At 32.6% G+C, this 24195-nt stretch carries 20 protein-coding genes and 2 tRNA genes; 12 read left to right on the top strand and 10 right to left on the bottom strand.

Translation table 11 applies throughout. The features are described from left to right. Positions 1-135: 135 nt before the first annotated feature. Together P0R33_RS09250 and P0R33_RS09245 are read left to right on the top strand one after the other, a co-directional pair. Entirely contained in the window at positions 136-930 is a 795-nt protein-coding gene (locus P0R33_RS09250; RefSeq protein WP_276175161.1) for a DUF2797 domain-containing protein, read from the top strand. A gap of 165 nt (positions 931-1095) precedes the next feature. Further along, positions 1096-2142, top strand: a complete 1047-nt coding sequence (locus tag P0R33_RS09245) for a glycosyltransferase family 9 protein (RefSeq protein ID WP_276175159.1) — start codon at positions 1096-1098, stop codon at positions 2140-2142. Positions 2143-2233: 91 nt separating this feature from the next. Here P0R33_RS09245 and P0R33_RS09240 read toward each other — a convergent pair whose 3' ends face one another. The 3 genes from P0R33_RS09240 to sppA all read right to left on the bottom strand — a co-directional run bounded on the left by P0R33_RS09240 (position 2234) and on the right by sppA (position 7722). Next, entirely contained in the window at positions 2234-4837 is a 2604-nt protein-coding gene (locus tag P0R33_RS09240; protein ID WP_276175158.1) for an AsmA-like C-terminal region-containing protein, read from the bottom strand. A 167-nt stretch (positions 4838-5004) separates the two neighbouring features. Continuing rightward, positions 5005-5952 (bottom strand): alpha/beta fold hydrolase, encoded by a 948-nt coding sequence (locus P0R33_RS09235; RefSeq protein ID WP_276175157.1) that lies wholly within the window; start codon positions 5950-5952, stop codon positions 5005-5007. Between the two features lie 12 nt (positions 5953-5964). Beyond that, positions 5965-7722, bottom strand: a complete 1758-nt coding sequence (gene sppA, locus P0R33_RS09230) for a signal peptide peptidase SppA (RefSeq protein WP_276175156.1) — start codon at positions 7720-7722, stop codon at positions 5965-5967. Positions 7723-7860: 138 nt separating this feature from the next. Here sppA and folK point away from each other — a divergent pair, with 138 nt between their 5' ends. Further along, complete coding sequence (gene folK, locus P0R33_RS09225) at positions 7861-8994, top strand: 2-amino-4-hydroxy-6-hydroxymethyldihydropteridine diphosphokinase (RefSeq protein ID WP_276175155.1); 1134 nt, start codon at positions 7861-7863, stop codon at positions 8992-8994. 110 nt (positions 8995-9104) lie between these two features. Here folK and P0R33_RS09220 read toward each other — a convergent pair whose 3' ends face one another. The 3 genes from P0R33_RS09220 to P0R33_RS09210 all read right to left on the bottom strand — a co-directional run bounded on the left by P0R33_RS09220 (position 9105) and on the right by P0R33_RS09210 (position 13206). Continuing rightward, the gene (locus P0R33_RS09220; protein ID WP_276175154.1) at positions 9105-12050 is read right to left on the bottom strand and encodes a T9SS type B sorting domain-containing protein; all 2946 of its coding nucleotides are present in this window, start codon (positions 12048-12050) and stop codon (positions 9105-9107) included. 106 nt (positions 12051-12156) lie between these two features. After that, the gene (locus tag P0R33_RS09215) at positions 12157-12699 is read right to left on the bottom strand and encodes an RNA methyltransferase (protein WP_276175153.1); all 543 of its coding nucleotides are present in this window, start codon (positions 12697-12699) and stop codon (positions 12157-12159) included. A gap of 75 nt (positions 12700-12774) precedes the next feature. Further along, the gene (locus P0R33_RS09210; protein ID WP_276175152.1) at positions 12775-13206 is read right to left on the bottom strand and encodes a DUF1573 domain-containing protein; all 432 of its coding nucleotides are present in this window, start codon (positions 13204-13206) and stop codon (positions 12775-12777) included. A 157-nt stretch (positions 13207-13363) separates the two neighbouring features. Here P0R33_RS09210 and mutS point away from each other — a divergent pair, with 157 nt between their 5' ends. From mutS to P0R33_RS09190, 4 genes are all read left to right on the top strand, one after another. Continuing rightward, positions 13364-15970, top strand: a complete 2607-nt coding sequence (mutS, locus tag P0R33_RS09205) for a DNA mismatch repair protein MutS (RefSeq protein WP_276175151.1) — start codon at positions 13364-13366, stop codon at positions 15968-15970. Between the two features lie 160 nt (positions 15971-16130). Then, positions 16131-16203, top strand: a tRNA-Gly gene (locus P0R33_RS09200). 14 nt (positions 16204-16217) lie between these two features. Further along, positions 16218-16303 (top strand) — tRNA-Leu (locus P0R33_RS09195). Positions 16304-16524: 221 nt separating this feature from the next. Further along, entirely contained in the window at positions 16525-16908 is a 384-nt protein-coding gene (locus P0R33_RS09190; protein ID WP_276175150.1) for a DUF1508 domain-containing protein, read from the top strand. Between the two features lie 121 nt (positions 16909-17029). On the opposite strand, the gene P0R33_RS09185 is transcribed toward P0R33_RS09190, so the two are convergent. Beyond that, positions 17030-17245 (bottom strand): hypothetical protein, encoded by a 216-nt coding sequence (locus tag P0R33_RS09185; RefSeq protein WP_091492463.1) that lies wholly within the window; start codon positions 17243-17245, stop codon positions 17030-17032. A gap of 354 nt (positions 17246-17599) precedes the next feature. Then, positions 17600-18829 (bottom strand): glycosyltransferase N-terminal domain-containing protein, encoded by a 1230-nt coding sequence (locus P0R33_RS09180; protein ID WP_276175149.1) that lies wholly within the window; start codon positions 18827-18829, stop codon positions 17600-17602. Positions 18830-18962: 133 nt separating this feature from the next. On the opposite strand from P0R33_RS09180, the gene P0R33_RS09175 reads away from it, so the two are divergent. The 5 genes from P0R33_RS09175 (at position 18963) to P0R33_RS09155 (ending at position 22698) form a co-directional block, all read left to right on the top strand. Next, a complete protein-coding gene (locus P0R33_RS09175; protein ID WP_276175148.1) occupies positions 18963-20093 on the top strand; it encodes a DegT/DnrJ/EryC1/StrS family aminotransferase in 1131 nt (376 codons plus the stop codon). Positions 20094-20140: 47 nt separating this feature from the next. After that, positions 20141-21157, top strand: a complete 1017-nt coding sequence (gene galE, locus P0R33_RS09170) for a UDP-glucose 4-epimerase GalE (protein ID WP_276175147.1) — start codon at positions 20141-20143, stop codon at positions 21155-21157. 82 nt (positions 21158-21239) lie between these two features. Beyond that, positions 21240-22145 carry an EamA family transporter gene (locus P0R33_RS09165; RefSeq protein ID WP_276175146.1) on the top strand — a complete coding sequence of 302 codons (906 nt, stop codon included), beginning with the start codon at positions 21240-21242 and terminating at the stop codon, positions 22143-22145. A 50-nt stretch (positions 22146-22195) separates the two neighbouring features. Next, positions 22196-22387: a hypothetical protein gene (locus tag P0R33_RS09160; RefSeq protein ID WP_276175145.1), complete on the top strand. Its 192-nt coding sequence runs from the start codon at positions 22196-22198 to the stop codon at positions 22385-22387. Beyond that, positions 22372-22698: a hypothetical protein gene (locus P0R33_RS09155; RefSeq protein ID WP_276175144.1), complete on the top strand. Its 327-nt coding sequence runs from the start codon at positions 22372-22374 to the stop codon at positions 22696-22698. The genes P0R33_RS09160 and P0R33_RS09155 overlap by 16 nt, the downstream gene beginning before the upstream one ends. Positions 22699-22795: 97 nt before the next feature. Here P0R33_RS09155 and fabD read toward each other — a convergent pair whose 3' ends face one another. Together fabD and P0R33_RS09145 are read right to left on the bottom strand one after the other, a co-directional pair. After that, positions 22796-23668, bottom strand: coding sequence for an ACP S-malonyltransferase (gene fabD / locus P0R33_RS09150; protein WP_276175143.1), 873 nt, complete (start codon positions 23666-23668; stop codon positions 22796-22798). A 72-nt stretch (positions 23669-23740) separates the two neighbouring features. Further along, the gene (locus P0R33_RS09145) at positions 23741-24103 is read right to left on the bottom strand and encodes a DUF983 domain-containing protein (protein ID WP_276175142.1); all 363 of its coding nucleotides are present in this window, start codon (positions 24101-24103) and stop codon (positions 23741-23743) included. Positions 24104-24195: the final 92 nt, after the last annotated feature.

Below are 24195 nucleotides of genomic sequence, written 5' to 3'. Positions count from 1 at the left end.
ATATCAAAAATAATGTTTTTTTGTAAAAAACCATCCGATTTGAAGTAAAGATTCTACCTAATAAGTCGAATTTTAACACAAAAAATTTTAATTCTTTTGATAAGTCTAAATCAGCAATAATAAATAAAAATAAGAATGCAATATCAAGGTGTACTGACAAAAATGCAAACCGAACTTGGAAGTCCAATTCAATATTATTTGGTTTTCGAAGATAGTTTTTTAAATGTCAATCAGTTATTAGATAAAGAAATCGAAATTAACTTTATTGGTTATCAGTGTTTGAATTGCGGTAAAAAGAAAAAAATATACCGACAAGGTTTTTGTTACGACTGTTTTTATTCAAGTCCAGCTGTTGGAGACTGGATTATGCGACCAGAATTAAGTACGGCACATTTAGGAATTGCGGATAGAGATTTAGATTATGAATCTAAAGTTCAATTACAGCCTCATATTGTTTATCTGGCAGCGGCTTGCGAAATAAAAGTTGGTGTTACACGCAAAACGCAAGTTCCGACACGTTGGATCGATCAGGGCGCTTCGCAAGCAATTGCAGTTGTTGAGGTTCCAAATCGATATTTGGCAGGAATTACCGAGGTTGCCTTAAAAGATCATTATACAGATAAAACCAATTGGAGAAAAATGCTACAGAATTCGGTTGAAGTTTTTGATTTGGTTGCCGAAAAAGTCAAAATTGAGAGTTTAATTCCAGATGATGTTAAAGAATATTTCTACTCGCAAAAGAATGACCTTTATGATTTACAGTATCCTGTTTTGAGTTATCCTGCAAAAGTAAATAGTTTAAATTTGGATAAAACACCTTCTTTCAGCGGAAAATTAACTGGAATTAAAGGCCAGTACTTATTGTTTGAAAATGGTACTGTATTTAATGTGCGTGGTTCTGAAGGATATGTTGTAACGATAAATGTGTAAGGTTTTATTATTAAATTGTTATCTTTTTTTAGATTAAAATTATTTTAATTTAAAAATTACAATTTATTTCATGGTTTTGTGTTAATTAATTGATGAATAATTATAGCTTTGGGTTGCTAAAGCAAATGAACGTTTCAAAAACAATTAGTACAAAACAAATACCACATGAGCAGCAAAAAAAAAGTCAACGCTTTTAGGCGTTCTCTAATGCAGAGTTTAACCAAGAATGTTGGAAATTTAGACATTAGAAATATTGAGCCAATTGATAAAAGCAAAATTAAAAAAGTTCTAATCTGCAGACCAAACGGCAGGTTAGGAAACATGCTGTTAATTACTCCATTGGTTGAAGAAGTGACGAAAACTTTTCCTGGATGTACAATTGATGTATTTGTAAAAGGTTTTCTAGCTCCTATTGTTTTTGAAAATTATGATAATGTAGATAAAGTTATCCCGTTACCTAAAAAGCCTTTTAAAGAATTAGTAAAATACTTTAAAGTTTGGACTTTAATTAGAAAACAAAATTATGATCTCGCCATAAATGTAGATCAGAATTCTTCATCGGGAAGGCTTGGTGTGAAATTTTCTACTGCAAAATATAAGTTTTTCGGAAATCTACCTGAAGGTGTTAATTTAAATCATTCAGATTACGAACACATTGCAAAATATCCAGTTTACAATTTCAGACATTTTTTAAGTCAGGTTGGAGTTGAAGATAAAAGTGAACCTATTGCGCTAATTGATTTAAAATTATCAAAAGAAGAAATTGCAAACGGTAAACAAATTTTAGATAAAATTATTGATCCAAACAAAAGATCAATTGCGATTTTTACCTTTGCTACAGGAGAAAAATGCTACAGTACAGATTGGTGGGCAGAATTTTATACCGCTTTGAAAAACGAATTTCCAGACGAGAATATTTTTGAAGTTTTACCGGTAGAAAATGTTTCTCAAATCAATTTTGAAGCACCTACTTTTTACAGTAAAGATATTAGAGAAATTGGTTCTGTTTTAGCAAATGTAGATGTTTTTGTTGGAGCAGATAGCGGGATTATGCATTTGTCAAGTGCTGCAAAAGCGCCTACATTAGGTTTGTTTTCTGGCTCGAATATTAAAAAATATGAACCTTACGGAAACGGAAGTAAAGGCTTAGATACAAACGTTTTAGGTGTTCCTGATTTTATAAAAGCTATAAAAGAAGTTTTGAAAAAGTAAAATTAAAAGAAAATCCTGTTCGAAAGAACAGGATTTTTTTATGATAATAAAATCTTAGCGCCTCAGCCACTTAGAACCTTAGCACCTCAATTTAGGGATTCTTTTTCTTAAAAAGACCATTCAATAAGTCACTTGCTTTTTTGGTAACTTCTTGAGTTTTTTGTTCTTTTTCTGCTTTTGCAGCTTGCGTTGTATCTTTCGCTTTTGTGTTTTTATTGATTAAATCTGTGAGCGCTGAAGTTCCTTTTTGAGTCAGTTTTTCTTTCTGTTGATTCACCAATTGGGTGGTTAAATTACTTACAGCAGTTTTCATGTCTGTACTCACTTTAGGATTTGAAAAGTTTCCAGTCAAAGTCGCATTAATCGGAATGTTATCTAATTTTGCAGCATCGGCAGGAGATAATTTTGCTATTAAATTATTGGCTTCAGTACCTAAATATTTAGCAGGAACATCAAATTTTAAATTATAATTCATCGTTTGGTCAAAACCGTGAGTTCCGCCAACTGTTACTTTAATATCTTGGTATTTAATATCAAAAGGTTTGATATTTACTTTTCCATTATCAAAAGTCAAAGCCGCTTTAATGTCGTTTAGATTTACTTTATTTAAATCAACAAATTTTACATTTGAACTTAAAGCTTTCAGTAAAGTTGAATTTTGAGAATTTACAGTTGTCGAAAGCAATTGACCAATTAAATCCCCAGAAATAGATTTTAAATCTGGCGTTAATTCTTTTGCGTCTAAATTTCCATTCAATTTAATAGTCGAATTCAATTTTCCGTTAATAATTCCAGCAATCGGAGCGATTTTTTTCATCATATCCAATTGTGTAAAAGTCTGTGCAATATCAACTTGATTGAAACCTAAATTCATATCAAAAGTTGGCACTTTTTCTTTTGTAGAAACGGCTCCATTAAGCCCAATTGATCCTCCAAAAATATTAGTTTTGAAGTTTTCTAAAGTTGCTTTTTCGTCTTTAATCAACAATTTTCCAGAAACATCTTTCAGTTTTAAATTGTCATATAAAACTGTTGTTGCTTTTGCATTCAAAGTACAGTTTAAGAAAGCAGGAATCTTCATAGCTTCTGCTGGTTTTGCAGCAGTTTTGGTTTCTGCTTTTGCAGGTTCTCCAGCAGTCATAAAATCATCAACAGCCAATTGATTTGAACTCATGTTGAAGTTTCCTCTCAATTCTTGTTTTTTAAACATAAAGCCATAGAAATTCTCTAAAACTCCATTAATGCTAATGTCACTTTTTCCAGTTGTAGCATCAAATTGTTTTAGATTAATTCTGCTTGGATTAAATTCAACCAAAGCCGTACTAATGTTCATGGATTTATTGTTTTCATCAGTGTATTTAAATCCTGACAAACTCATTGTACCCGCATTTTTGATGTTTTGATATTGACTTTTTTCAACAGAAGCCATATCAAAATTGGTAGTAACATCTGCTTTTAAAATACCTGCCAAAGGTTTGTCCATTTTAATTGGATATGCTTTTGAAAGATTAGCCAAGTTGATTGTTCCTTTCAAAGCTGCATCAATTATTGGATTTACAGTAATGTTTTTGATATTCGCTTTAGCGTTAAAAACATCTTGATCAATTCTAAAAGACAGCTTATCTAAATTCACGTAAGTGTCATTTAAAATTCCTGTTTCATTGATGATTTTAGTGTCAATAACAATATTTTGAACCGATTTTGGAAGGTTCGGATATTGAAAAGAAGCATTGTTTGATGCAATTTCTACATTAAATTTAGGAACTGTAGTTTCTGTCAATTCTCCTTTTGCAAAACCTTTTACCGTAAAATCTCCAGTAGTTTTTACGCCATCTAAACTTGAGGCATAAGCAGAAGGAATTAAACCTAAAAAGTTTGTAAAAGAAGAAGTCGGAGTTTTAAATTTCAAATCGTAAATCTGTTTGTTTTCTGCCATTTGAATAAATCCGTCAAACTCTAGAGGCAATTGGTTGATTAAAGCTTTATTTTCTTTAAAAGTATATTTGCTTTTATCCAAATCAATTCCAAGAATTGCGTCTAAAGTAAGTTTTACATTTTTCATGTAATTCATTTTATCCATGTCTAATGAAACTTTAGCCGTTGTTTTTGTATTCAAATCCAGTTTTGAATTGGTAAAATCTCCAGTTCCTTCGTGGTTTAAACTGTCAATTACCATTTTAATTTTAGAACCTTGATCGATGTATCTAAAAGTAAAATTCTCGATTTTGTAATTTTGGATTTTTAAAGAAAGCGGTTTGCCTGCTTCGTCTTTTTTGTCTTCTTTTTTATCTTTTAAGGCGATATCAAAGTTGCCGACACCATCTTTATTAAAAATAATATTTACTAATCCGTTTGTAGAACTAATTCCTTGAATGTTTAATGGTTCGTCTTTTCCTTTAAAAAGTTCTTTAACACTCATTTTTAAGTTTAATTCGCCAAGAGAAACCAAAGTGTCACCTTCAAAAGGTGCTTTGTTTATAATAACCAGTTTTTCAATCCCAACGGTTGCGTTCGGGAAATTTTTAAACAAACTTAAATCAGCATCTGTAAAACTAACTTTAGCATCAACACTTTCGTTAATAGCTTCGACAATTTTGGCTTTGATCTGATCTTTAAATAAAAAAGGTAAGGCAAATAATGCGGCAACAAGAACCACAATTACAATGGCGCTTATTTTTAAAACTTTCTTTAGCATATAATTAGATTTGAGGGTTTCTTAAAATCGACCTTGCAAAAATAGTTTTTTTTACTAGAGTCCCAAGATAAAGTTTTCTTAAATTGTAAGAATATTACTTTATTTTGTTAAATAAAAAAATCCGTTTGAAACTACTTCAAACGGATTTTAGATCTTGTTTATTTTAATTATTTCTTTATAAATGAAACTATTTTCTCTACGAGTGTTTCCGAAAGCGGAAGTGTTTCATTATTATAACTTGCCATATTTGCATTTTGATCGCCGTCAATGATTTTCATCATATGATTCATTTTGTCAATAATTGCCATTTCAGCACTTTTATTGGCTTTAGATAAATTTTCAGCGTCTTTAACAGCAATCTGCAAATCATTATTTCCTTGTAAAATTAAAACTGGAATTGTCAATTTACTAATTTCTGTCTGCGGATTGTATTTGAACCAAGAAATTAAATAAGGTTGTACGCTTGGTCTGAAAAGCGCATTCAGCATTGGATCTACTTTTTTTACTTCAAATCCGTTTTTTAGACTATCAATAATCGGAAAAGTCATGTCGTCCAATTGTTTCATTTTTTTTGCAGCAATCTGCGTTTTTATAATCTTATCTGCTGGTTCTCCAGCGCCTGCAATCGAAACAAATTTGTCGGCTTTTGCACTTGCAACCATTCCGATTAACGAACCTTCGCTATGACCAATTATAATAATTTTAGAAAAACGTTTGTCTTGTTTTAAATAGTTTATCCAGCTTTTTGCGTCTTGAATATAATTTTCAAAAACCAAACTGCTCTCAGAGCCTCCAGCTGCTTTACTTTCTCCAATGGCTCTTTTATCATATCGTAATGATGCAATTCCGTTTTTTGCTAATGCTTCTGCGAGCATTTTCAACGAATTGTTTTTCATCATCGGATTATTTCCGTCTCTGTCTGTTGGTCCAGATCCAGCAATAATTAAAGCAACAGGAAATTTCGCAGTTAAATCTGGCGTAGTCAACGTGCCGTAAATTTGGTCGTTGTTGATTTTAAGTATCGCCGGACTTTCCTTAAAAGTGATTTCTTTTTTGGTTTGAGCATTTAAAACACTCAAAAACAAAACCGTAAGAAAAAGAATTATTTTGTTCATTTTTTAATAGAATTAATAAATGTTGATTCCGTATGGCATTATAGCTTGAATACCTTTTTGTTTTTGAAGCTTCTTAACCTGTTCGATAAGAAGATAGTTTTCCTCTCCAATTTCTTCTTTCAAGAAAGCTTCTTTAGACTTCGCAAAAGGTAAACCTGAAACCAAATCGTTAAAAGTTTTTTCGTATTCTGGATAATTCTGAGTACTGTAGTTTTTTACTTTAGCAATTCGAGCAGCTTCTGCAATGGCATCATTCAATCCTCCAATTTTGTCTACTAAACCTAATTTTAAAGCTTCTGTTCCGGACCAAACTCTTCCTTGAGCAATAGCATCAACTTGGTCAAAAGTCATTTTTCTTCCTTCCGCTACATGCGTAACAAAAGTGTTGTATATTTTCTCAACTCCTTCTAAAGTAAAGGCTTTAAATTTTTCGTCAACAGGCACAAACGGACTATAATTTGCTGAATTCTCGTGTGTTTTAACTTGTTCAGAATTAATTCCTAATTTATTAGCAAGTGGACTAAAGTTTGGAAGTATTCCGAAAACTCCAATTGAACCTGTAATTGTATTATTTTCGGCAAAAATTGTATTGGCATTACAAGCAATGTAATAACCTCCAGAAGCTGCATAATTTCCCATAGAAACCACAACTGGTTTTACTTTTTTAGTAATTTCAATTTCTCTCCAAATCAAATCAGAAGTTAGAGCGCTTCCGCCCGGACTGTCAATTCTTAGTACAATTGCTTTTACATCGTCATTTTTTCTTGCTTCTTGCAAAGAACGACGCATTGAGCCTTCTCCAATAGTATTTACATCGCCTTCTCCACTTCCAATTTCGCCTTGAGCGTAAATAATCGCAATTTGATCGGTTGCAGTATTTGCCAAAGCAGTCGTAACGTTGTTTTGAGTGTAATCTGAGATTGAAATTTTATTATAATCTTCATCTTCTTTTACTTTCAGCGCTTTTCTAATGGCATTGTGATAAACATCTTCGTAAGCAACGATATCTACTAAATGTTGTTGTTTTGCCATTTCTGGAGTTCTAGCAAGAAGTCCGTTTGCGATTTCGTTTAATTTCGGTAACGGAATATTTCTGCTTTTTGAAATATCAGTTGAAACAGTTGTCCAAAGAGAGTTTAAAAGCGCAGTCATTTGTTCTCTATTGGCGTCGCTCATTTTATTTTCTAAGAAAGGTTCAACGGCACTTTTGTATTTTCCGTGACGAATAACTTCCATATGAATCCCCGATTTATCTTGAAAATCTTTGAAAAACATTACTTCAGAAGAAAGCCCTTTAAAGTCTAAATCTCCTGCTGGATTTATGTAAATCGTGTTGGCAACAGAATTTAAATAATATTCTTTCTGCGAGTAAGTATTCGCGTAAGCCCAAACAAATTTTCCAGATTTTTTGAATCTTTCAAGCGCATTTCTCAAGTCTTTATATTGCGCTAGACCAAGAGAAGATTCATCATTTAAAATCGAAATTCCTTTGATATTGTCATCCGTTTTAGCAGCATCAATAGCATTGATAACATCAGTTAAACCAATTCCTTTTTTATCTGAAAAGATGCTTACCCAAGGATCTTTATATTTTCCTGCATAATCGTTATTGATTTCTTTTAAATTTAATTCAATAACCGAATCAGATTTAACCGAAACGGTATCATCACCGCCAAAAAGAGCGCCGATAAAAATTACTCCAAAAAAGAAGAGCATCATAAAAACAAAAATACCAATAACAGTGGCAAGTACATTTCCTAAAAACTTCATATGTATATTTTTTTAATAAGTCGCGAAAAAGGGTAAAATGTTACAAATTAGAAATCTAAAATTTATGATAAAATCTCGACGTCGTTTCACAAATATATTGGTTAATTCTAAAATAGTTTTAGTTAATTTGCATTAATTATGAAATTACAGCATCAAGTCGTTTTATCGATAGGCAGCAACCAAGGCAGCAGACTAGAAAACATCCAAAATTGTATTGATTTAATTCATCAAAAAGTTGGATCTGTTGTAAAAGTTTCTAAACTTTATGAAACTCCTGCGTGGGGTTTTGAAAGTGATGCGTTTTATAATTGTGCACTTCTCTTATATACGAATTCATCTGCGCAAAAGATTCTAAATCAGATTTTAAAGGTTGAAAAAGAATTGGGTAGAATCCGCTTGAATCAAGAAGGTTATCAATCTAGAATTATCGATATTGATTTGATTGTTTTTGATGATGAAATTATTGATTCGGAAAAATTGAATGTTCCGCATCCTTTAATGCAGAATAGAAATTTTGTTTTGCTTCCGATGCAGGATTTGAAATTAAATTGGAAACATCCTATTCTGCAAAAAACAATTTCTGAGCTAATTGCAGTTACACCAGATGAAAGTGTTTGCACAATAGTTCAAAATTTAAAAAGTCCGCTTGACGAAATTCCGTTAAATCAATTTAATTATGTTGCTTTTGAAGGAAATATTGGAGCAGGAAAAACTACTTTGGTTCATAAAATTGCTGAAGATTTTAATGGGAAAACTGTTTTAGAAAGATTTGCTGATAATCCGTTTTTACCTAAATTTTACAAAGATCAAAATCGATATGCCTTTCCATTAGAAATGTCATTTCTGGCAGATCGTTACCAGCAATTATCAGATGATTTAGCGCAATTTGATTTGTTCAAAGATTTTATTGTTGCCGATTATCATATTTTTAAATCTTTGATTTTTGCTAAAATTACGTTGCAAGAAGATGAATATCGTTTGTATCGAAACCTTTTTGATATTATTTATAAAGAAATGCCAAAGCCAGATTTGTATGTTTATTTATATCAAAATACAGAAAGGCTTCTTCAAAATATAAAAAAACGCGGACGTTCTTACGAACAAAATATTGAAGCTGCTTATTTAGAAAAAATCAATAACGGATATTTAGAATACATAAAATCGCAAACAGATCTAAATGTTCTAATCATTGATGTTTCTGATCGTGATTTCGTAAAAAAACACGAAGATTACATTTTTATTTTAAATGAAATAAAGAAAAAGTTGCGCTAATGTGTTAATTAGAGAATGAGTCAATTAGAGAATGAGTCAATTAGATAATTTCCTAAAAACACTGTTTTGAATGATGTAATTATCAAATTGACATACTCTCTCATTAAAAACTATCTTTTTAGAGTAAAATGTCCTCTTAAAATAGGCATAGAATCATCTACTTTTAAAGCATACCAATAATCTGAAGCGGGAAGCGGAACTTGGTTTGAAGTGCCATCCCAGCTCATTTTAGATTTGCTTAATACAGCAACCAATTTTCCGTATCGATCAAAAATGGTTACTTGTGCTTGAGGATAATTTTCCATTCCTGTTACTTCCCAAACGTCATTGAAAGTGTCATTGTTTGGAGTAAAAAATGGAGGAAAAACAAGAACAACAAACTGTTTGGTAACTTCTCCGCATCCGTTTTTTTCTCTTATATATGCAGTTTGCAATCCTGCAGGAACATCATAAAAAACGTTATAAGCTTGGTAGTTAATTCCGTCTACAGAATATTCAAAATATTCTTCAGCTTTTACAGGAAAAATAATAGCTCTTGTTCCTTCAACATTTATGCGATCTATTTGCGGAATTTTGTGTTCTTCAACAACAATCGTTTTTCTGCTTGTACAATTTTCTGGTGCTGGGCTTGTTACATCAACGGTATAAGTTCCTCCTGTATTTACGGTTGTAGTTTGAGTTGTCGCTCCATTTGACCACAAATAATTCATTCCAGAAATTCCAGCATCAAGTGTTATAGTTTCAAACTCGCATAAAGTCAAATTTTCATCGGTAATAACAGGCGGTGTATAGATGGTAATATTTACAGCAGTTCTATTAGGATTTACACATCCATTGCTTGAAGCTTCTGCATAATAAGTTGTATTCGAAGAAATAGAAGGAGTTGTGAAATTGCTTCCTGAAAAAATGCTAGTTCCGCCACTTGGAGCATTAAACCAGTTGATTGTTCCGATATTCGATGTGGCTTCTAGAGTTACTGTTCCAGCGCCACATCTTGAAACAGTTGTGTTAGTTGCGGTTGGGGCATTTGGAGTTTGATTTATAGTGGCAATAACAGGCTTACGATTTACTTCGCAGCCAGCATCTACATAATAAGTTGTTGTTGCGGTTATTGTTGGAGTTGTATAAGTATTTCCAGTTCCTAATAAATTTCCTCCAGTTGCTGCATCGTACCAACTAATTGTTGCTCCAGCAGTCGCAGTTGCGCTAAGATTAAAACTTCCAGAATCACAAAGCGGACTCGGATTCGCAGAAGGCGTTGCAACTGGAATTGTGATTTTGGTACTCGCGGCAATTTTCACTGGAGCTTCGCCAGGCATTCCTCCAAACTCAACAACATAGCCTTTTGGCTGGTAATTATCTCCAGGAATCAATGATCCTGTATCTGATAAATCATTCCATGAACCTTTTATTCCAACTCCGGGCTGAGTAATGTGTGCGTAATCTTCATTACCTTGATTGTTTGGTTCTCCAGTATTCCAAAAAGTATAACTCATTATAGTTCCTGCTTCAGGACCTGTAACCCATTTCCAAACACCTTCAGTTTCGGCATCGCTTCCGCCAATCCATCCAGTTCCAGAAGCTTGTTCTCCAACTAATTTAGCTTCATCTGCGGATAAAATTGTTGCTAAATATCCTTTAAGTCCGTAATATACAAGAGTTTCTGCTTCTGCCCTTGCAGTTGTCCATCTAATGCCAACGGTAGGAATGTACATGTAAAAGTGCCCGGTAGAGGCCAAAAAATTAGCTTTTCCAATTGTTATTGAAAAAGATTTTGTGCCAGATATTGTTGCAGAAGGATTTGAAAACACAACGTCTTTTATAATCGATTCTAAATCAGAGTATAAAATCTCGCTTCCGTTTGATTTGGTAATTGTTAATTTTCCAGCAACAGGATCCCATTGCGTTACAATTGTTGGATACGCAGTCGAATTTGAAAGCGTAAGCAGATCTCCACTAGAATAACCAGAAGAAATTTGAACATAACCAGCTGTTGTTCCTTTTTCATTTGGATCATGGGTAATAGAAAATGTTTCTACAATTTTTATTTCAGAACCGGGACAGTACGTTTGGTCTCCTGTTGCGTTTAATTCTGGTATGCTGTAAATAACTTTGCTGCAATCGTTAGAATAAAAAGCGGTTCCATCTTTATAAGTTGACCAATTTGTCATAGAATAAATCTCGTTATCAACATCTATGCAAGTAAGGGAACTATTTATTTTAAAATTACCAATAGAAAGCAAAGTGTTTTTCCCGTTTCTTAAATCCAATTTAGTAAGCTGGTTGTCATCTATTAATAAACGTTCAATAGCTGTGTTTTTTGAAAAATCTAATGCAGTTATTTGGTTGTGGCTACAATAAATATTAATTAAATTGGGGTTTTTAGTAACGTCTAAGCTTGATAATTTATTATTACTACAATCTAAATTGGTTAAAATTGTACTAGAAGTTAAATTAAGACTCGTTATTAGATTATCACCACAGTTTAAATGATTTAAAACGGCACAAGTCGAAACATCTAAGGCGGTTATTTGATTTTTGTTACATTGCACAAAATCTAGCAATGTGTTTTTAGATAAATCTAAAGAAGTTAATTTATTCTCTGCGCAATATAGTTTTGTAAGGGCGATGTTTTTAGAAAGATCTAAACTGGTTAAATTGCTTTTTTCGCACTCAAGTTCTTTTAAAGCAATATTTTTAGAAAGATCTAAACTTGATAATTGAGTTAAACTGCAACTCAAATTGGTCAAAGCAATATTTTTTGAAAGATCTAAGGTAAATATTGGATTTTGAACACAATACAATTCTTTTAAAGAAACAAAATCTTCAATACCACTTAAGTTTGTAATTCCTCTATTAGAAATATTTAAACTAATTACGCTTGCGACACTTGCTGTTAAGACTTGCCCATCTCTAGGGCCAACATCAATCCCGAAATCAATTAAGGCTTGTTCAAAGTTGGCATCAGGAATGGATGTATATTGTGCAAATCCAACAGAACTGGAAAGCAGTAAGATAAATATAGTTGATATTTTTAAGAAAATGTATTTTTTCATTTTATAAAAGTATCAATTTTATAATAATAAAAAAATATTTTTATATTTCTAACATTTAATGTATTATAAATATGTTAAAATCACATTTATAATGTAAAAATATTCTTTAATTGTTATTTGGCCAATTTATTTTCTGAAACAAATCCCAAACGACAATTCCTGCACTTACAGAAATATTAAGCGAATGTTTAGTTCCAAGTTGCGGAATTTCGATGCATCCGTCGCAAATTGCAACTGCTTCTTGAGAAACTCCAAAAACTTCATTACCAAAAACTAAAGCATATTTTTGGTCTTTTTTAATTTCGAAATCCTGAAGAAAAACAGAACTTTCAACTTGTTCAATTGCCATTGTAAGAACATTTTCTTTCTTTAAGTTCTCAATTACTTCCAAAACATTTTCATGATGTTCCCACGTTACAGTTTCGGTAGCACCAAGAGCGGTTTTGTGAATTTCTTTATTTGGCGGAGTTGCAGTAATTCCGCATAATATTATTTTTTCAATCAAAAACGCATCGGCAGTTCTAAAAACAGAACCAATATTATGCAGACTTCTAATATCGTCTAAAACTAATATTAGAGGTATTTTTTCAGATTTCTTAAAATCTTCAATTGATTTGCGGTCTAGTTCACTGTTTTCGAGTTTTCTCATTTGGTTTGAATTCAAGTCATAAAAAAAGCTTCCAAAGGTAAGGAAGCTTTTTGATTATTTTAAATGTTTTTCAGATTAGCTTTTTACTGGATCTGGTAAAACAGTACCTTTAATAGTAAGGATTTTTGTTGGTTGTCCTTCAGCGTTAGAAGTGATAGTTACAGTTTTTGTAAAAGCACCAACTCTGTCAGTAGCATATTTTACACCAATAACACCTTTAGCTCCTGGAGCAATTGGTTCTTTTGGAGAAGTTGGAACTGTACATCCGCAAGATCCTGCAGCATTAGTAATAATTAACGGTTTTGTTCCGTTGTTTACAAAAACGAATTCACGTTTTCCATCAGCATTGTGAGCGATAGTTCCATAATCGATAGTTTCGTTTTCGAAAACCATTCCAGCGCCTTCAATTTTAGCCACTTTAGTAGCCTTAGCTTTTTTAGTTGTTTGCGCATTAGTAGCTGTGATACCAGCAACAGCTAACATAGCGAATAAGATTATTTTTTTCATCTTTAAGGGTCTTTTTTTAAATGATAAACAAAGCTATGTAAAAAACTTAAATCACAACCTAAAAATATCTTAAAATATTTTAATTTTTGAAGCTTTCCATATTCCTCCAAAAAATCATAAATTCGCTGTCTTAATTTTTCATTTAAAACATAATAATTTGGCAGCTAAAGAGAAAGTGGTGAAGGAAACACCTTTAATGAAACAGTACAATGAAATCAAGGCGAAATATCCTGATGCATGTCTGCTTTTCAGAGTAGGAGATTTTTATGAAACCTTTGGAGAAGACGCCATTAGAGCTTCTAAAATTTTAGGTATTACTTTAACTAAAAGAGGCGCGGGCTCTGATACTGAAACTGCTTTGGCTGGTTTTCCTCATCATTCTGTAAATACTTATTTGCCAAAGTTGGTAAAAGCGGGACTTCGTGTCGCAATCTGCGACCAATTAGAAGATCCAAAAATGACAAAAACAATCGTAAAAAGAGGCGTAACGGAACTTGTAACTCCTGGAGTTTCTTTGAATGATGAAGTTTTGCATTCTAAATCAAATAACTTTTTAGCATCGGTTTATTTTGCTAATAAAAATATCGGAATTTCTTTTTTAGATGTTTCAACGGGAGAGTTTTTAACAGCTCAGGGAAATGCAGAATACATTGATAAATTATTGCAGAATTTTAATCCGAGCGAAGTTTTAGTTCCAAAGAATAATAAAAGTGATTTTAAAACTGCTTTTGGAGAAGATTTTCATAGTTTTTATTTAGAAGATTGGATTTATAAAGAAGATTATGCTTTAGAAACCTTGACAAAGCATTTTCAAACCGTTTCTTTGAAAGGATTTGGAGTTGAAGAATTAAAAGAAGGAATTATTGCTTCTGGTGCAATTTTATATTATCTGTCAGAAACACAGCATAATCGAGTGCAGCATATTACGGCAATTCAGCGTATTGCAGAAGATGCTTATGTTTGGATGGATCGTTTTACGATTCGAAACTTAGAATTATATCACAGTTATAACCCGAATGCAGTTACGCTTTTGGATGTTATTGATAAAACGCTTTCTCCAATGGGAGGTCGTTTGTTGAAACGCTGGTTGGCATTGCCTTTAAAAGATTCGAACAAAATTAAAAGTCGTCATGAGGTTGTGGCGTATTTAAAGTCGAATCCTGAAATCCTGCACAATATTCAGTATCAAATCAAGCAAATTTCAGATTTAGAGCGTCTGATTTCTAAAATTGCAGCGGGAAAAGTTTCTCCTCGTGAAATAGTTTATTTGAAAGAATCTCTAGATGCAATTATTCCGATAAAAACTCTAGCGCTTCAAAGTCCACAAGAGGCAGTAAAAGTTATCGGAGACAGTCTACACGCATGTGATTTGCTTCGCGAAAAAATTAAAAACACACTAAATCAAGACGCGCCAGTTGCCATTGCAAAAGGAAATGCAATCGCAAGTGGAATTAGTGCAGAATTAGATGAATTAAGAGCAATTTCGACTTCAGGAAAAGAATTTTTAGAAGGAATTGAAAAAAGAGAATCTGAAAGAACAGGAATTTCATCTCTTAAAATTTCTTTTAATAATGTTTTCGGATATTATATCGAAGTTAGGAACACGCATAAAGATAAAGTTCCTGAAGAATGGATTCGTAAACAAACTCTGGTAAATGCAGAACGCTATATTACAGAAGAGTTAAAAGAATACGAAACCAAAATTTTAGGCGCTGAGGAAAAAATATATAAAATAGAAAGTGAGCTTTTTGAGCAATTAGTCGCTTGGATTTCAACTTATATTAAGCCAGTTCAAATGAATGCGTATTTGGTTGCACAATTAGATTGTTTGTGTTCGTTTACGCAAATGGCTGTCGAAAACCAATATGTTCAGCCAGAAATTGACGAAACATTCGAATTAGATATCAAAAACGGAAGACACCCAGTAATTGAAAAACAATTGCCAGTTGGAACTCCATATATTGCCAATGATGTTTTCTTGGATAGAGAAACGCAACAGATTATTATGATTACCGGTCCTAACATGTCGGGTAAGTCGGCTATTTTAAGGCAAACGGCTTTGATTGTGCTTCTAGCTCAAATGGGTAGTTTTGTTCCTGCGGATAGTGTGAGAATGGGAACCGTAGATAAAATTTTTACCAGAGTAGGGGCTTCGGATAATATTTCGATGGGAGAATCTACTTTTATGGTCGAAATGAATGAAACTGCCTCTATTTTGAATAATATTTCAGATAGAAGTTTGGTTTTATTGGATGAAATTGGAAGAGGAACTAGTACTTACGATGGTATTTCCATTGCTTGGGCAATTGCGGAGTTTTTGCACGAACATCCTTCAAAAGCAAAAACGCTTTTTGCAACGCATTATCATGAATTAAATGAGATGACCGAATCGATGCCGAGAATTCAGAATTTTAATGTGGCGGTAAAAGAATTGAAAGACACGGTGCTTTTTGTTAGAAAGCTTGTAAAAGGTGGAAGCGCCCATAGTTTCGGAATTCATGTTGCTAAAATGGCGGGAATGCCTCAGCTTGTAATAACGAAAGCGCAAAAGCTTTTGAAGAAACTAGAGAAAAATCATTCAAGTGATGCTTTGAACGGAATAAAAGCAGCCAACGATGAAATGCAAATGAGTTTCTTTAATCTTGATGATCCTTTGTTGGAAGAAATAAAAGAAGAAATTTTAAGTCTCGACATTAACGCCATTACTCCGGTAGAAGCGCTAATGAAATTGAATGAGATTAAAAGAATGTTGGTTAAAAAATAAATTCTAGAAAATTTAAATTTTAAAGTTTAGGTTATCAGAATGTTATAAAATAAGTAGATTTTTTTTTCGAAAAACGCTTGTGTAATTGAATAAATGTCCTAAATTTGCACTCGCAATACGAAACAAATCAAGTGTTGCGAGTTCTTTTAAGATTTAAAATGCGAAAATAGCTCAGTTGGTAGAGCGCGACCTTGCCAAGGTCGAGGTCGCGGGTTCGAGCCCCGTTTTTCGCTCAAAACCATATAATGCTCGGATGGTGAAATTGGTAGACACGCTGGACTTAAAATCCAGTGAACAGCAATGTTCGTGCGGGTTCAAGTCCCGCTCTGAGTACTAAAGCCTCTTCTTTTGAAGAGGCTTTTTTTATTTGCAGACTTGCAGATAATAAATTTGCGCAGTAAATTTATTGGAATCTCAGAATCTCAGAATCTCAGAATCTCAGAATCTCAGAATCTCAGAATCTCAGAATCTCAGAATCTCAGAATCTCAGAATCTCAGAATCTCAGAATCTCGAAAAAATCTAAAATCAACAATTTAAAATCTAAAATTTATAAATGGGTGCTTTTGTAATTAGCAGGCGGTTTAATGACGAATATAAATTTACTTTTACTTCGCGAAGAGGTAAAATTATTTTTACGAGTTTGAGTTATGAATTAAGATTTGAATGTGAAGAAGATATTGAAAAGTTTAAAGCTAACATTGAACTTGCTAGATTCTTGAAATTTAAAGGCTCTGGAGGAAAGTATTTTTTTAAATTGATGTTAGGGGATATTCATTTTGCAACAAGTCGAAAATACAGTACAGAATTGCTTTTGCAGAAAGGGATAAAAGAAATTGTAACTTATGCTTCGAGATCGGAAATTTTGGATTTCTCATCAAATGAATTGATTTTTGACGACGAGGAATCTGAAGAAGAGTTGGAGGAAGCGGCAGAATAATAAAAAAAGCGTTTACAATTTGTAAGCGCTTTTTTTATTTGAAGTTGACTTATTTTGCAATTAGTCCAAAAAAAAAACCATCTCAATGATGGTTTTAAAATCGTTAGAACTTAGGTTCTAATTATTTTTTTACTTCTTCTACTTTAGCAGCAGCAGAATCAACTTTAGCAGCAGCAGAATCAACAGTTGCAGCAGCAGAATCAACAACAGCAGCAGCAGAATCAACAGTTACAGCAGTAGAATCTACAGCAGCTTCTGTAGCAGCAGCGTCAGCTTTTTTACAAGATACAACAGTTAAAACAGCAACAACAGCTAAACTTAAAAATACTTTTTTCATCTTACTTTATTATAAAAGGTTAATTATTAATTCGTGGCAAAGATATAAATTTTTTAATATGTAAAATATTTTTTCACTTTTTTTTTAAAATATTTTCCTTGCTCACGATTATCTTATTTATCAAATAATATGCCAAAATAGGAAAAATAATTGATATTGCAGTATGTTTTGTCAATTTTATTTTTCATTGAAAATTCTACGGTGTTTTTGGCTCTTTGAATGTATTTGTTGTAGTTTGTTTTGTTTTTTGGGAATTTTTTCGATTTGTAAGTAATTGCAGAATGATGATTTTGGGTTCTTTAAAAAGACGAAAAATGTCTTTTAAATGAGTTGTAAATCAAAATTTATAAGAAATTATGAAATGTTTTTCATAATTGTTTCTGTTGCGCCTTTATTGTTTTGGATAAAAGAACGGCAAATTTCGCTCTTTTCCGCAAAGTAAGATTGGTCAGATAAAAGTTTGTCTAGTGCTTTTTTCAGCTCTTCACTATTGCTGATTACGTTGCAGCCTTTTAAATCGACAAGAGAAATTGCTTCTGCAAAATTAGAGTAGTTAGGTCCAATTACAATTGGAATTCCGAATGTTGCCGGTTCTAGGATATTATGAATGCCAGGATTTCCAAAACCGCCTCCAACATAGGCGATAGTTGCGTAACTATATACTTTAGTTAATAAACCAACTGTATCAACAATCAAAACATTGTATTGCGCTAAGTCTTTGTTTTCTTTTTCAGAATATAATATAGTAGATTTTTTTATCTGAGATTTGAGATTTGAGATTTGCTCGTCTTTAATATTGTGCGGCGCAATGATGAATTTTACGTTTTCTGTCGCTTGATTAATATATTCGGCAAGAATAGCTTCATCTTTTGGCCATGAACTTCCAATAACAATTACGGGTTTATTGTTTTTGAAGTTTTCTATAAAATCTAGCGTATTGTCGCGTTCTAAGATGGCATTTACTCGATCAAATCTTGTGTCGCCAGAAACAATGACATTATTAAAGCCTAAACTTTCGACTTTTTGTTTCGATTTTTCGTTTTGTACAAAGAAATAAGTAAATGCTTTTAATGCTTTTCTGTAAAATCCGCCATACCATTTAAAAAACATTTGATTGTCTCTGAAGATTCCAGAAATCAGATAGGTTGGAGTTTTCTTTGTTTCTAATTCTTTTAAATAATTTAGCCAGAATTCGTATTTGATAAAAAAAACAATTTCAGGATGAACTAATTTGAGAAATTTTTTTGCATTCTTTTTTGAGTCCAAAGGAAGATAAACAGTGAAATCTGCAACTGTGTTATTTTTACGCACTTCGTATCCAGATGGTGAAAAAAAGGTTACAATTATTTTGTGAGAAGGATATTTTTCTTTTATTTTTTCGATAACAGGAAGTCCTTGCTCGTATTCTCCTAAAGAGGCTGAGTGAAACCAAATTGTTTTGTCTTCTGGTTTTATTTTTTCTTCTAAAATTGAAAATACGTTTTTTCGCCCTTCAACAAAAAGCTTAATTTTCGGACTAAATAAGGCTATGATTCTTAAGAAAAATCCTGCGACGTGTATGGCTAAATTATATAAAAAAAGCATGTAATTTTTTTTGCAGCTAAATTACATTTCTTTCGACTATTTTCATTGGTTTGAAGCTATTAATAACTATTTTTGTTCCTCCTTTTAGAGATTTCTGTATGAAAACGGTGTCTTTAATTTAAATTAATTCAAAATGAAAAAAATTCAAATGGTTGACTTAAAAAGTCAATATGAAAAAATAAAATCTACTGTAGATGCTTCTATTCAAGAAGTTTTAGACACAAATACTTATATTAACGGACCTTTAGTTCATCAGTTTCAAAAAAATCTTGAAGATTATTTAGGTGCAAAGCATGTTATTCCATGTGCAAACGGAACTGATGCTTTACAGATTGCAATGATGGGACTTGGTCTTCAGCCAGGAGATGAAGTTATAACTGCCGATTTTACTTTTGCGGCTACAGTTGAGGTTATTGCTTTATTGCAATTAACTCCAGTTTTGGTTGATGTTGATATGACTAATATGAATATCGATATTGATGCAGTAAAAAAAGCAATTACTCCAAAAACAAAAGCAATTGTTCCGGTACATTTATTTGGTCGCGCTGCTAATATGGATGCGATTATGGAAATCGCGGCACAATATAATTTATACGTAATTGAAGATAATGCGCAAGCAATTGGAGCAGATTATATTTCTAAATCTGGGACAAAATCAAAAGTAGGTACAATTGGCCACGTTGCTGCGACTTCTTTTTTTCCATCTAAAAATTTAGGTTGTTATGGAGACGGTGGAGCAATTTTTACAAACGATGATAATTTGGCTCATATCATCCGCGGAATCGTAAATCACGGAATGTACGAGCGTTACCATCACGATGTTGTTGGTGTGAATTCACGTTTAGACAGTATTCAAGCTGGAGTTTTGAATGCAAAATTGCCTTTATTAGATGAATATAATAAAGCACGTCGTTTAGCGGCAACAAAATACAATGCAGCTTTTGCTGGAAACAAACATATTATTACACCAGAATTTGATGCAAACGAAAATGATCACGTTTTTCATCAATATGTATTAAGAATCATTGATGCAGATCGTAATGCTTTAATGCAACATTTATTAGATAAAGGAATTCCATGTGCGATTTATTATCCAATTCCGTTGCATTCTCAAAAAGCTTATTTGGATCCGAGATATAAAGAAGAACAATTTCCTGTTACAAATCAATTAGTTCAAGAAGTAATTGCGTTGCCAATGCATACAGAACTTGATGACGAGCAGATTAAATATATTACTGACAGCGTAATTGAATTTTTGAAATAAAAAAAACAGCTTATTAGCCGAAAAATAACCACAAACAAACCCATAAAATGAAAGTATTAGTAACAGGAGGATTAGGATTTATAGGTTCTCACACCGTTGTCGAATTGCAAAATGAAGGCTTTGAAGTTGTGATAATAGATAATCTTTCAAACTCTTCAGAAGATGTTTTAAAAGGAATTACAGCCATCACAGGAAAAACGCCTTTATTCGAAAAAATTGACTTAAGAGAAAAAAGTGCCGTTCGGGATTTCTTTAAAAAACACAATGATGTTACTGGTGTGATTCATTTTGCAGCTTCAAAAGCGGTTGGTGAAAGTGTTGAGCAGCCTTTATTGTATTATGAAAATAATATTAGCAGTTTAGTATATCTTTTACAGGAATTACAACAAAAACCTGAGGCAAGTTTTATTTTTAGTTCTTCTTGTACGGTTTACGGTCAAGCCGAAAAAATGCCAATTACAGAAGATGCGCCAGTTCAAGCAGCGATGTCTCCTTATGGAAACACAAAGCAAATTGGTGAAGAAATCATTACAGATACAGCTAAAGTTACCAATATTAGCGCTATTTTATTGCGTTACTTTAATCCAGTAGGAGCACACGAATCTGTTGAAATTGGAGAATTACCATTAGGAGTTCCGCAAAACTTAGTTCCATTTATTACACAAACTGGAGTAGGATTGCGTCAGGAATTATCGGTTTTTGGAAATGATTATCCAACGCCAGACGGAACAGCTGTTCGCGATTATATTCACGTTGTAGATTTAGCAAAAGCACACGTAATTGCTTTGCAACGTTTGTTGAACAAAAAGAATTTAGCAAAAGTTGAAACTTTCAATTTGGGAACAGGAAAAGGAAGTTCTGTGTTGGAAGTAATTCATAGTTTCGAAAAAGTAAGCGATAAAAAATTACCATACGTCATTAAGCCACGTCGCGAAGGTGATATTACAGAAGCTTATGCAAACACAGATAAGGCAAATAATGTACTAGGATGGAAGTCTGAACTAAGTTTAGACGAAGCAATGGCTAGCGCATGGAAATGGGAACAAAAAGTGAGGAATAAATAGTTTTTTTATAAAATTATAAATTTTTAAATCCCAGATTATAGCAATATAGTTTGGGATTTTTTTTTAATGGTATTTGATTTTTATGAAACAAAATCTAGATTATAAATTAATTTTTGCTCTTGCGGCAGTTGGAATTATTTGGGGAACAACCTTTTTAGGAATTCGTGTTGCGGTTGAAACGATTCCGCCTTGGTTTGTAACTTCAATTCGACAGGGATTGGCGGGAATAATCATGATGATTATTCTATTGTTTAAAAAAGAATTGAAATGGATTGGCTGGGAAAATTTAAAACATCAGCTCGTTCCTTCTATTTTGATGATCGTAGTAGCGAATGGTTTTACAACCGTTGCTGAACAGACTGTGCCAAGCGGACTAGCTTCGGTAATTAGTGCTATGGCACCTATACTTATTTTTTTGGGCAGTATTTTGTTTAAATTACAAAAGCCAAGTTTAAGAGGATTTATTGGGGTTATAATAGGATTTTCGGGAGTCGTTTTTATATTTAAAGACGGATTGGGATCTTTTTTAGATGCCGATTACAGAATCGGAATGATGTTTATGGGATTTGCGATTACTGCTTGGGCTGGTGGAACAATTTATACCAAAATTCATGGTAATAAATCTAAAAATATAGTTCTTAATTTATTTTACCAGTTTACAATGGCTTCATGTATTCAGATTGTTTTGGCATTTATTTTTTCACCCACTATTGATGTGAATTTATGGAGTTCTAAAAGTATTTTAGCAGCATTATATTTGTCGATTTTTGGATCTGTAATTGCTTTTTTTAGCTATAATTACGCTCTAAAGCATGTTACTCCGGTTCAGGTTTCTATTTTAGCGTATATCAATACCATAATTGCGGTGTTTTTTGGTTGGCTGATTTTGGATGAAAAAATTACAATTGATTTTATAATTGCAACAATCCTGATTATTTTGGGAGTTTTTATTATTAATTACAAAAAGAAGGAAAAGAAAGCTTTATAAATTTTGATTAAGTTTATTTTGTAAATTTGTAAGATTAAAATGTAGGAATTATGGATTCGGATAAAGAAAATAAAAAAGATAAGATTGAAGAACCAAGAGTAGAATATGAAATTCGAAAACCGAAAATTCAGGGAATAGATCCTGAAACTTTTGATTTTGATGCCGAGTTTGCGAAAGGTTTAACTCTTGAGGAAGCAAAAACTGAAGCAAAAAGAAGGATTAGAGAATGGTGGGGCAAATAGAAGTTGTTTTTACTCCATCCGTAATTAGTTATCTTGATGATTTGGTCGTAATATTATATAAGAAAGAATACTTTGGTTTTATCGAATCTGCGGAAGAATATGTTGATGCTATTTATGACGCAGTTCCTGAAAGGATTAAAAAATCTCTACATAAGAAAACTCCAAAATCACTTAAGCACTTAGGTTCAGAATATATTTTTTATAAACCCAATACAAGAACAACCTGGTATGCATTTTTTGAAAAAAGAAATCAAAATTATCTGATTACTGGAATTTTGAATAATTACAGTGAAGAAGCAAAAGAGTTATAAAAACAAAATCCTCATAAACAATTAGTTCATGAGGATTTTTTGTGCGTATAGTTTTCAACTGATCACTAAAAACTGAATACTGAATACTGAACACTAATTATGCGTTAGCAGTAGCAGCTTCTTTATCTATTTTATTAATCAAACCAGCTAAAACTTTTCCGGGACCAACTTCAGTAAACAAAGTAGCACCATCAGCGATCATTTGCTGTACAGATTGCGTCCATTTTACTGGCGCAGTTAATTGAATGATTAAGTTCTTTTTAATTTCGTTTGCATCAGAAACCGCATTTGCAGTTACGTTTTGATATACCGGACAGATAGGAGTAGAGAAATTAGTTGCTTCAATTGCAGCAGCCAATTCTTCTCTTGCTGGCTCCATCATTGGTGAGTGAAAAGCTCCACCAACAGGTAAAATTAAAGCGCGTTTTGCTCCCGCAACTTTCATGGCTTCACAAGCTTTTTCAACAGCTAAAGTTTCTCCAGAAATAACTAATTGTCCAGGGCAGTTGTAATTTGCTGCAACTACAACTCCGTCGATAGAAGCACAAACTTCTTCTACAACATTGTCAGCTAAACCTAAAACCGCAGCCATTGTAGATGGAGTGATTTCACATGCTTTTTGCATAGCAAGAGCACGTTGAGAAACTAATTTTAAACCATCTTCAAAAGATAAAGTTCCGTTTGCAACCAAAGCAGAAAATTCTCCTAATGAATGTCCTGCAACCATTTCTGGTTTAAAATCTTCTAAAGTTTTAGCTAAAATAACAGAGTGTAAAAATACAGCTGGCTGTGTAACTTTAGTTTCTTTTAGTTCTTCGGCAGTACCTTCGAACATAATATCTGTAATTCTGAAACCTAAAATTTCATTGGCTTTTTCGAATAATTCTTTGGCTAGAGCCGAGTTTTCATAAAGGTCTTTGCCCATTCCTGTAAACTGTGCGCCCTGACCTGGAAATACGTATGCTTTCATTTGTCTAATTTAATTTTTACTTTTTTTAAAACTGAAAATTAGTTTCAATTGGAAGGCAAAAGTACTATTTTTTTATTTCGAATAATCCTTAAACATGTAAATCCATGCTAATCTTGAAAATCGGAGATTAAAAGAGGTCAGTAAAGTAATAACAACAGCAATAATTGGAATGATTCTCAAATCAAAATTTTTCTCAAAGAAAAACTGTGCAACGCAATAAGTTGCGATTCCCTGAGCAACTGTTAGTCCATAATTTACATACATGGCGCCAAAGAAATAACCAGGTTCTTTTTGAAATTTATAATGGCAATGACTGCAGTATTCATTCATTTTTGGAAGACCGAAAGTCAAGAAAATATTTTTATCTGTAAAAACTTTTCCTTTATGACAAACAGGACATTCGTTACTTAAAATATGAGTTAATGAATTTGACATGACGTTGATGTTTTTTATTTATACAAAGGTAATTTAGACTAGCATGAAAGTCTTTTTAGTATCTTCGCTTATTGTAGCACAATAAAGACATT

It is taken from the genome of Flavobacterium sp. YJ01, from assembly GCF_029320955.1.
GTDB lineage: Bacteria > Bacteroidota > Bacteroidia > Flavobacteriales > Flavobacteriaceae > Flavobacterium.
Note: the sequence above shows the minus strand (reverse complement) of the source record. Positions and strands in the feature narration are given on the sequence as shown.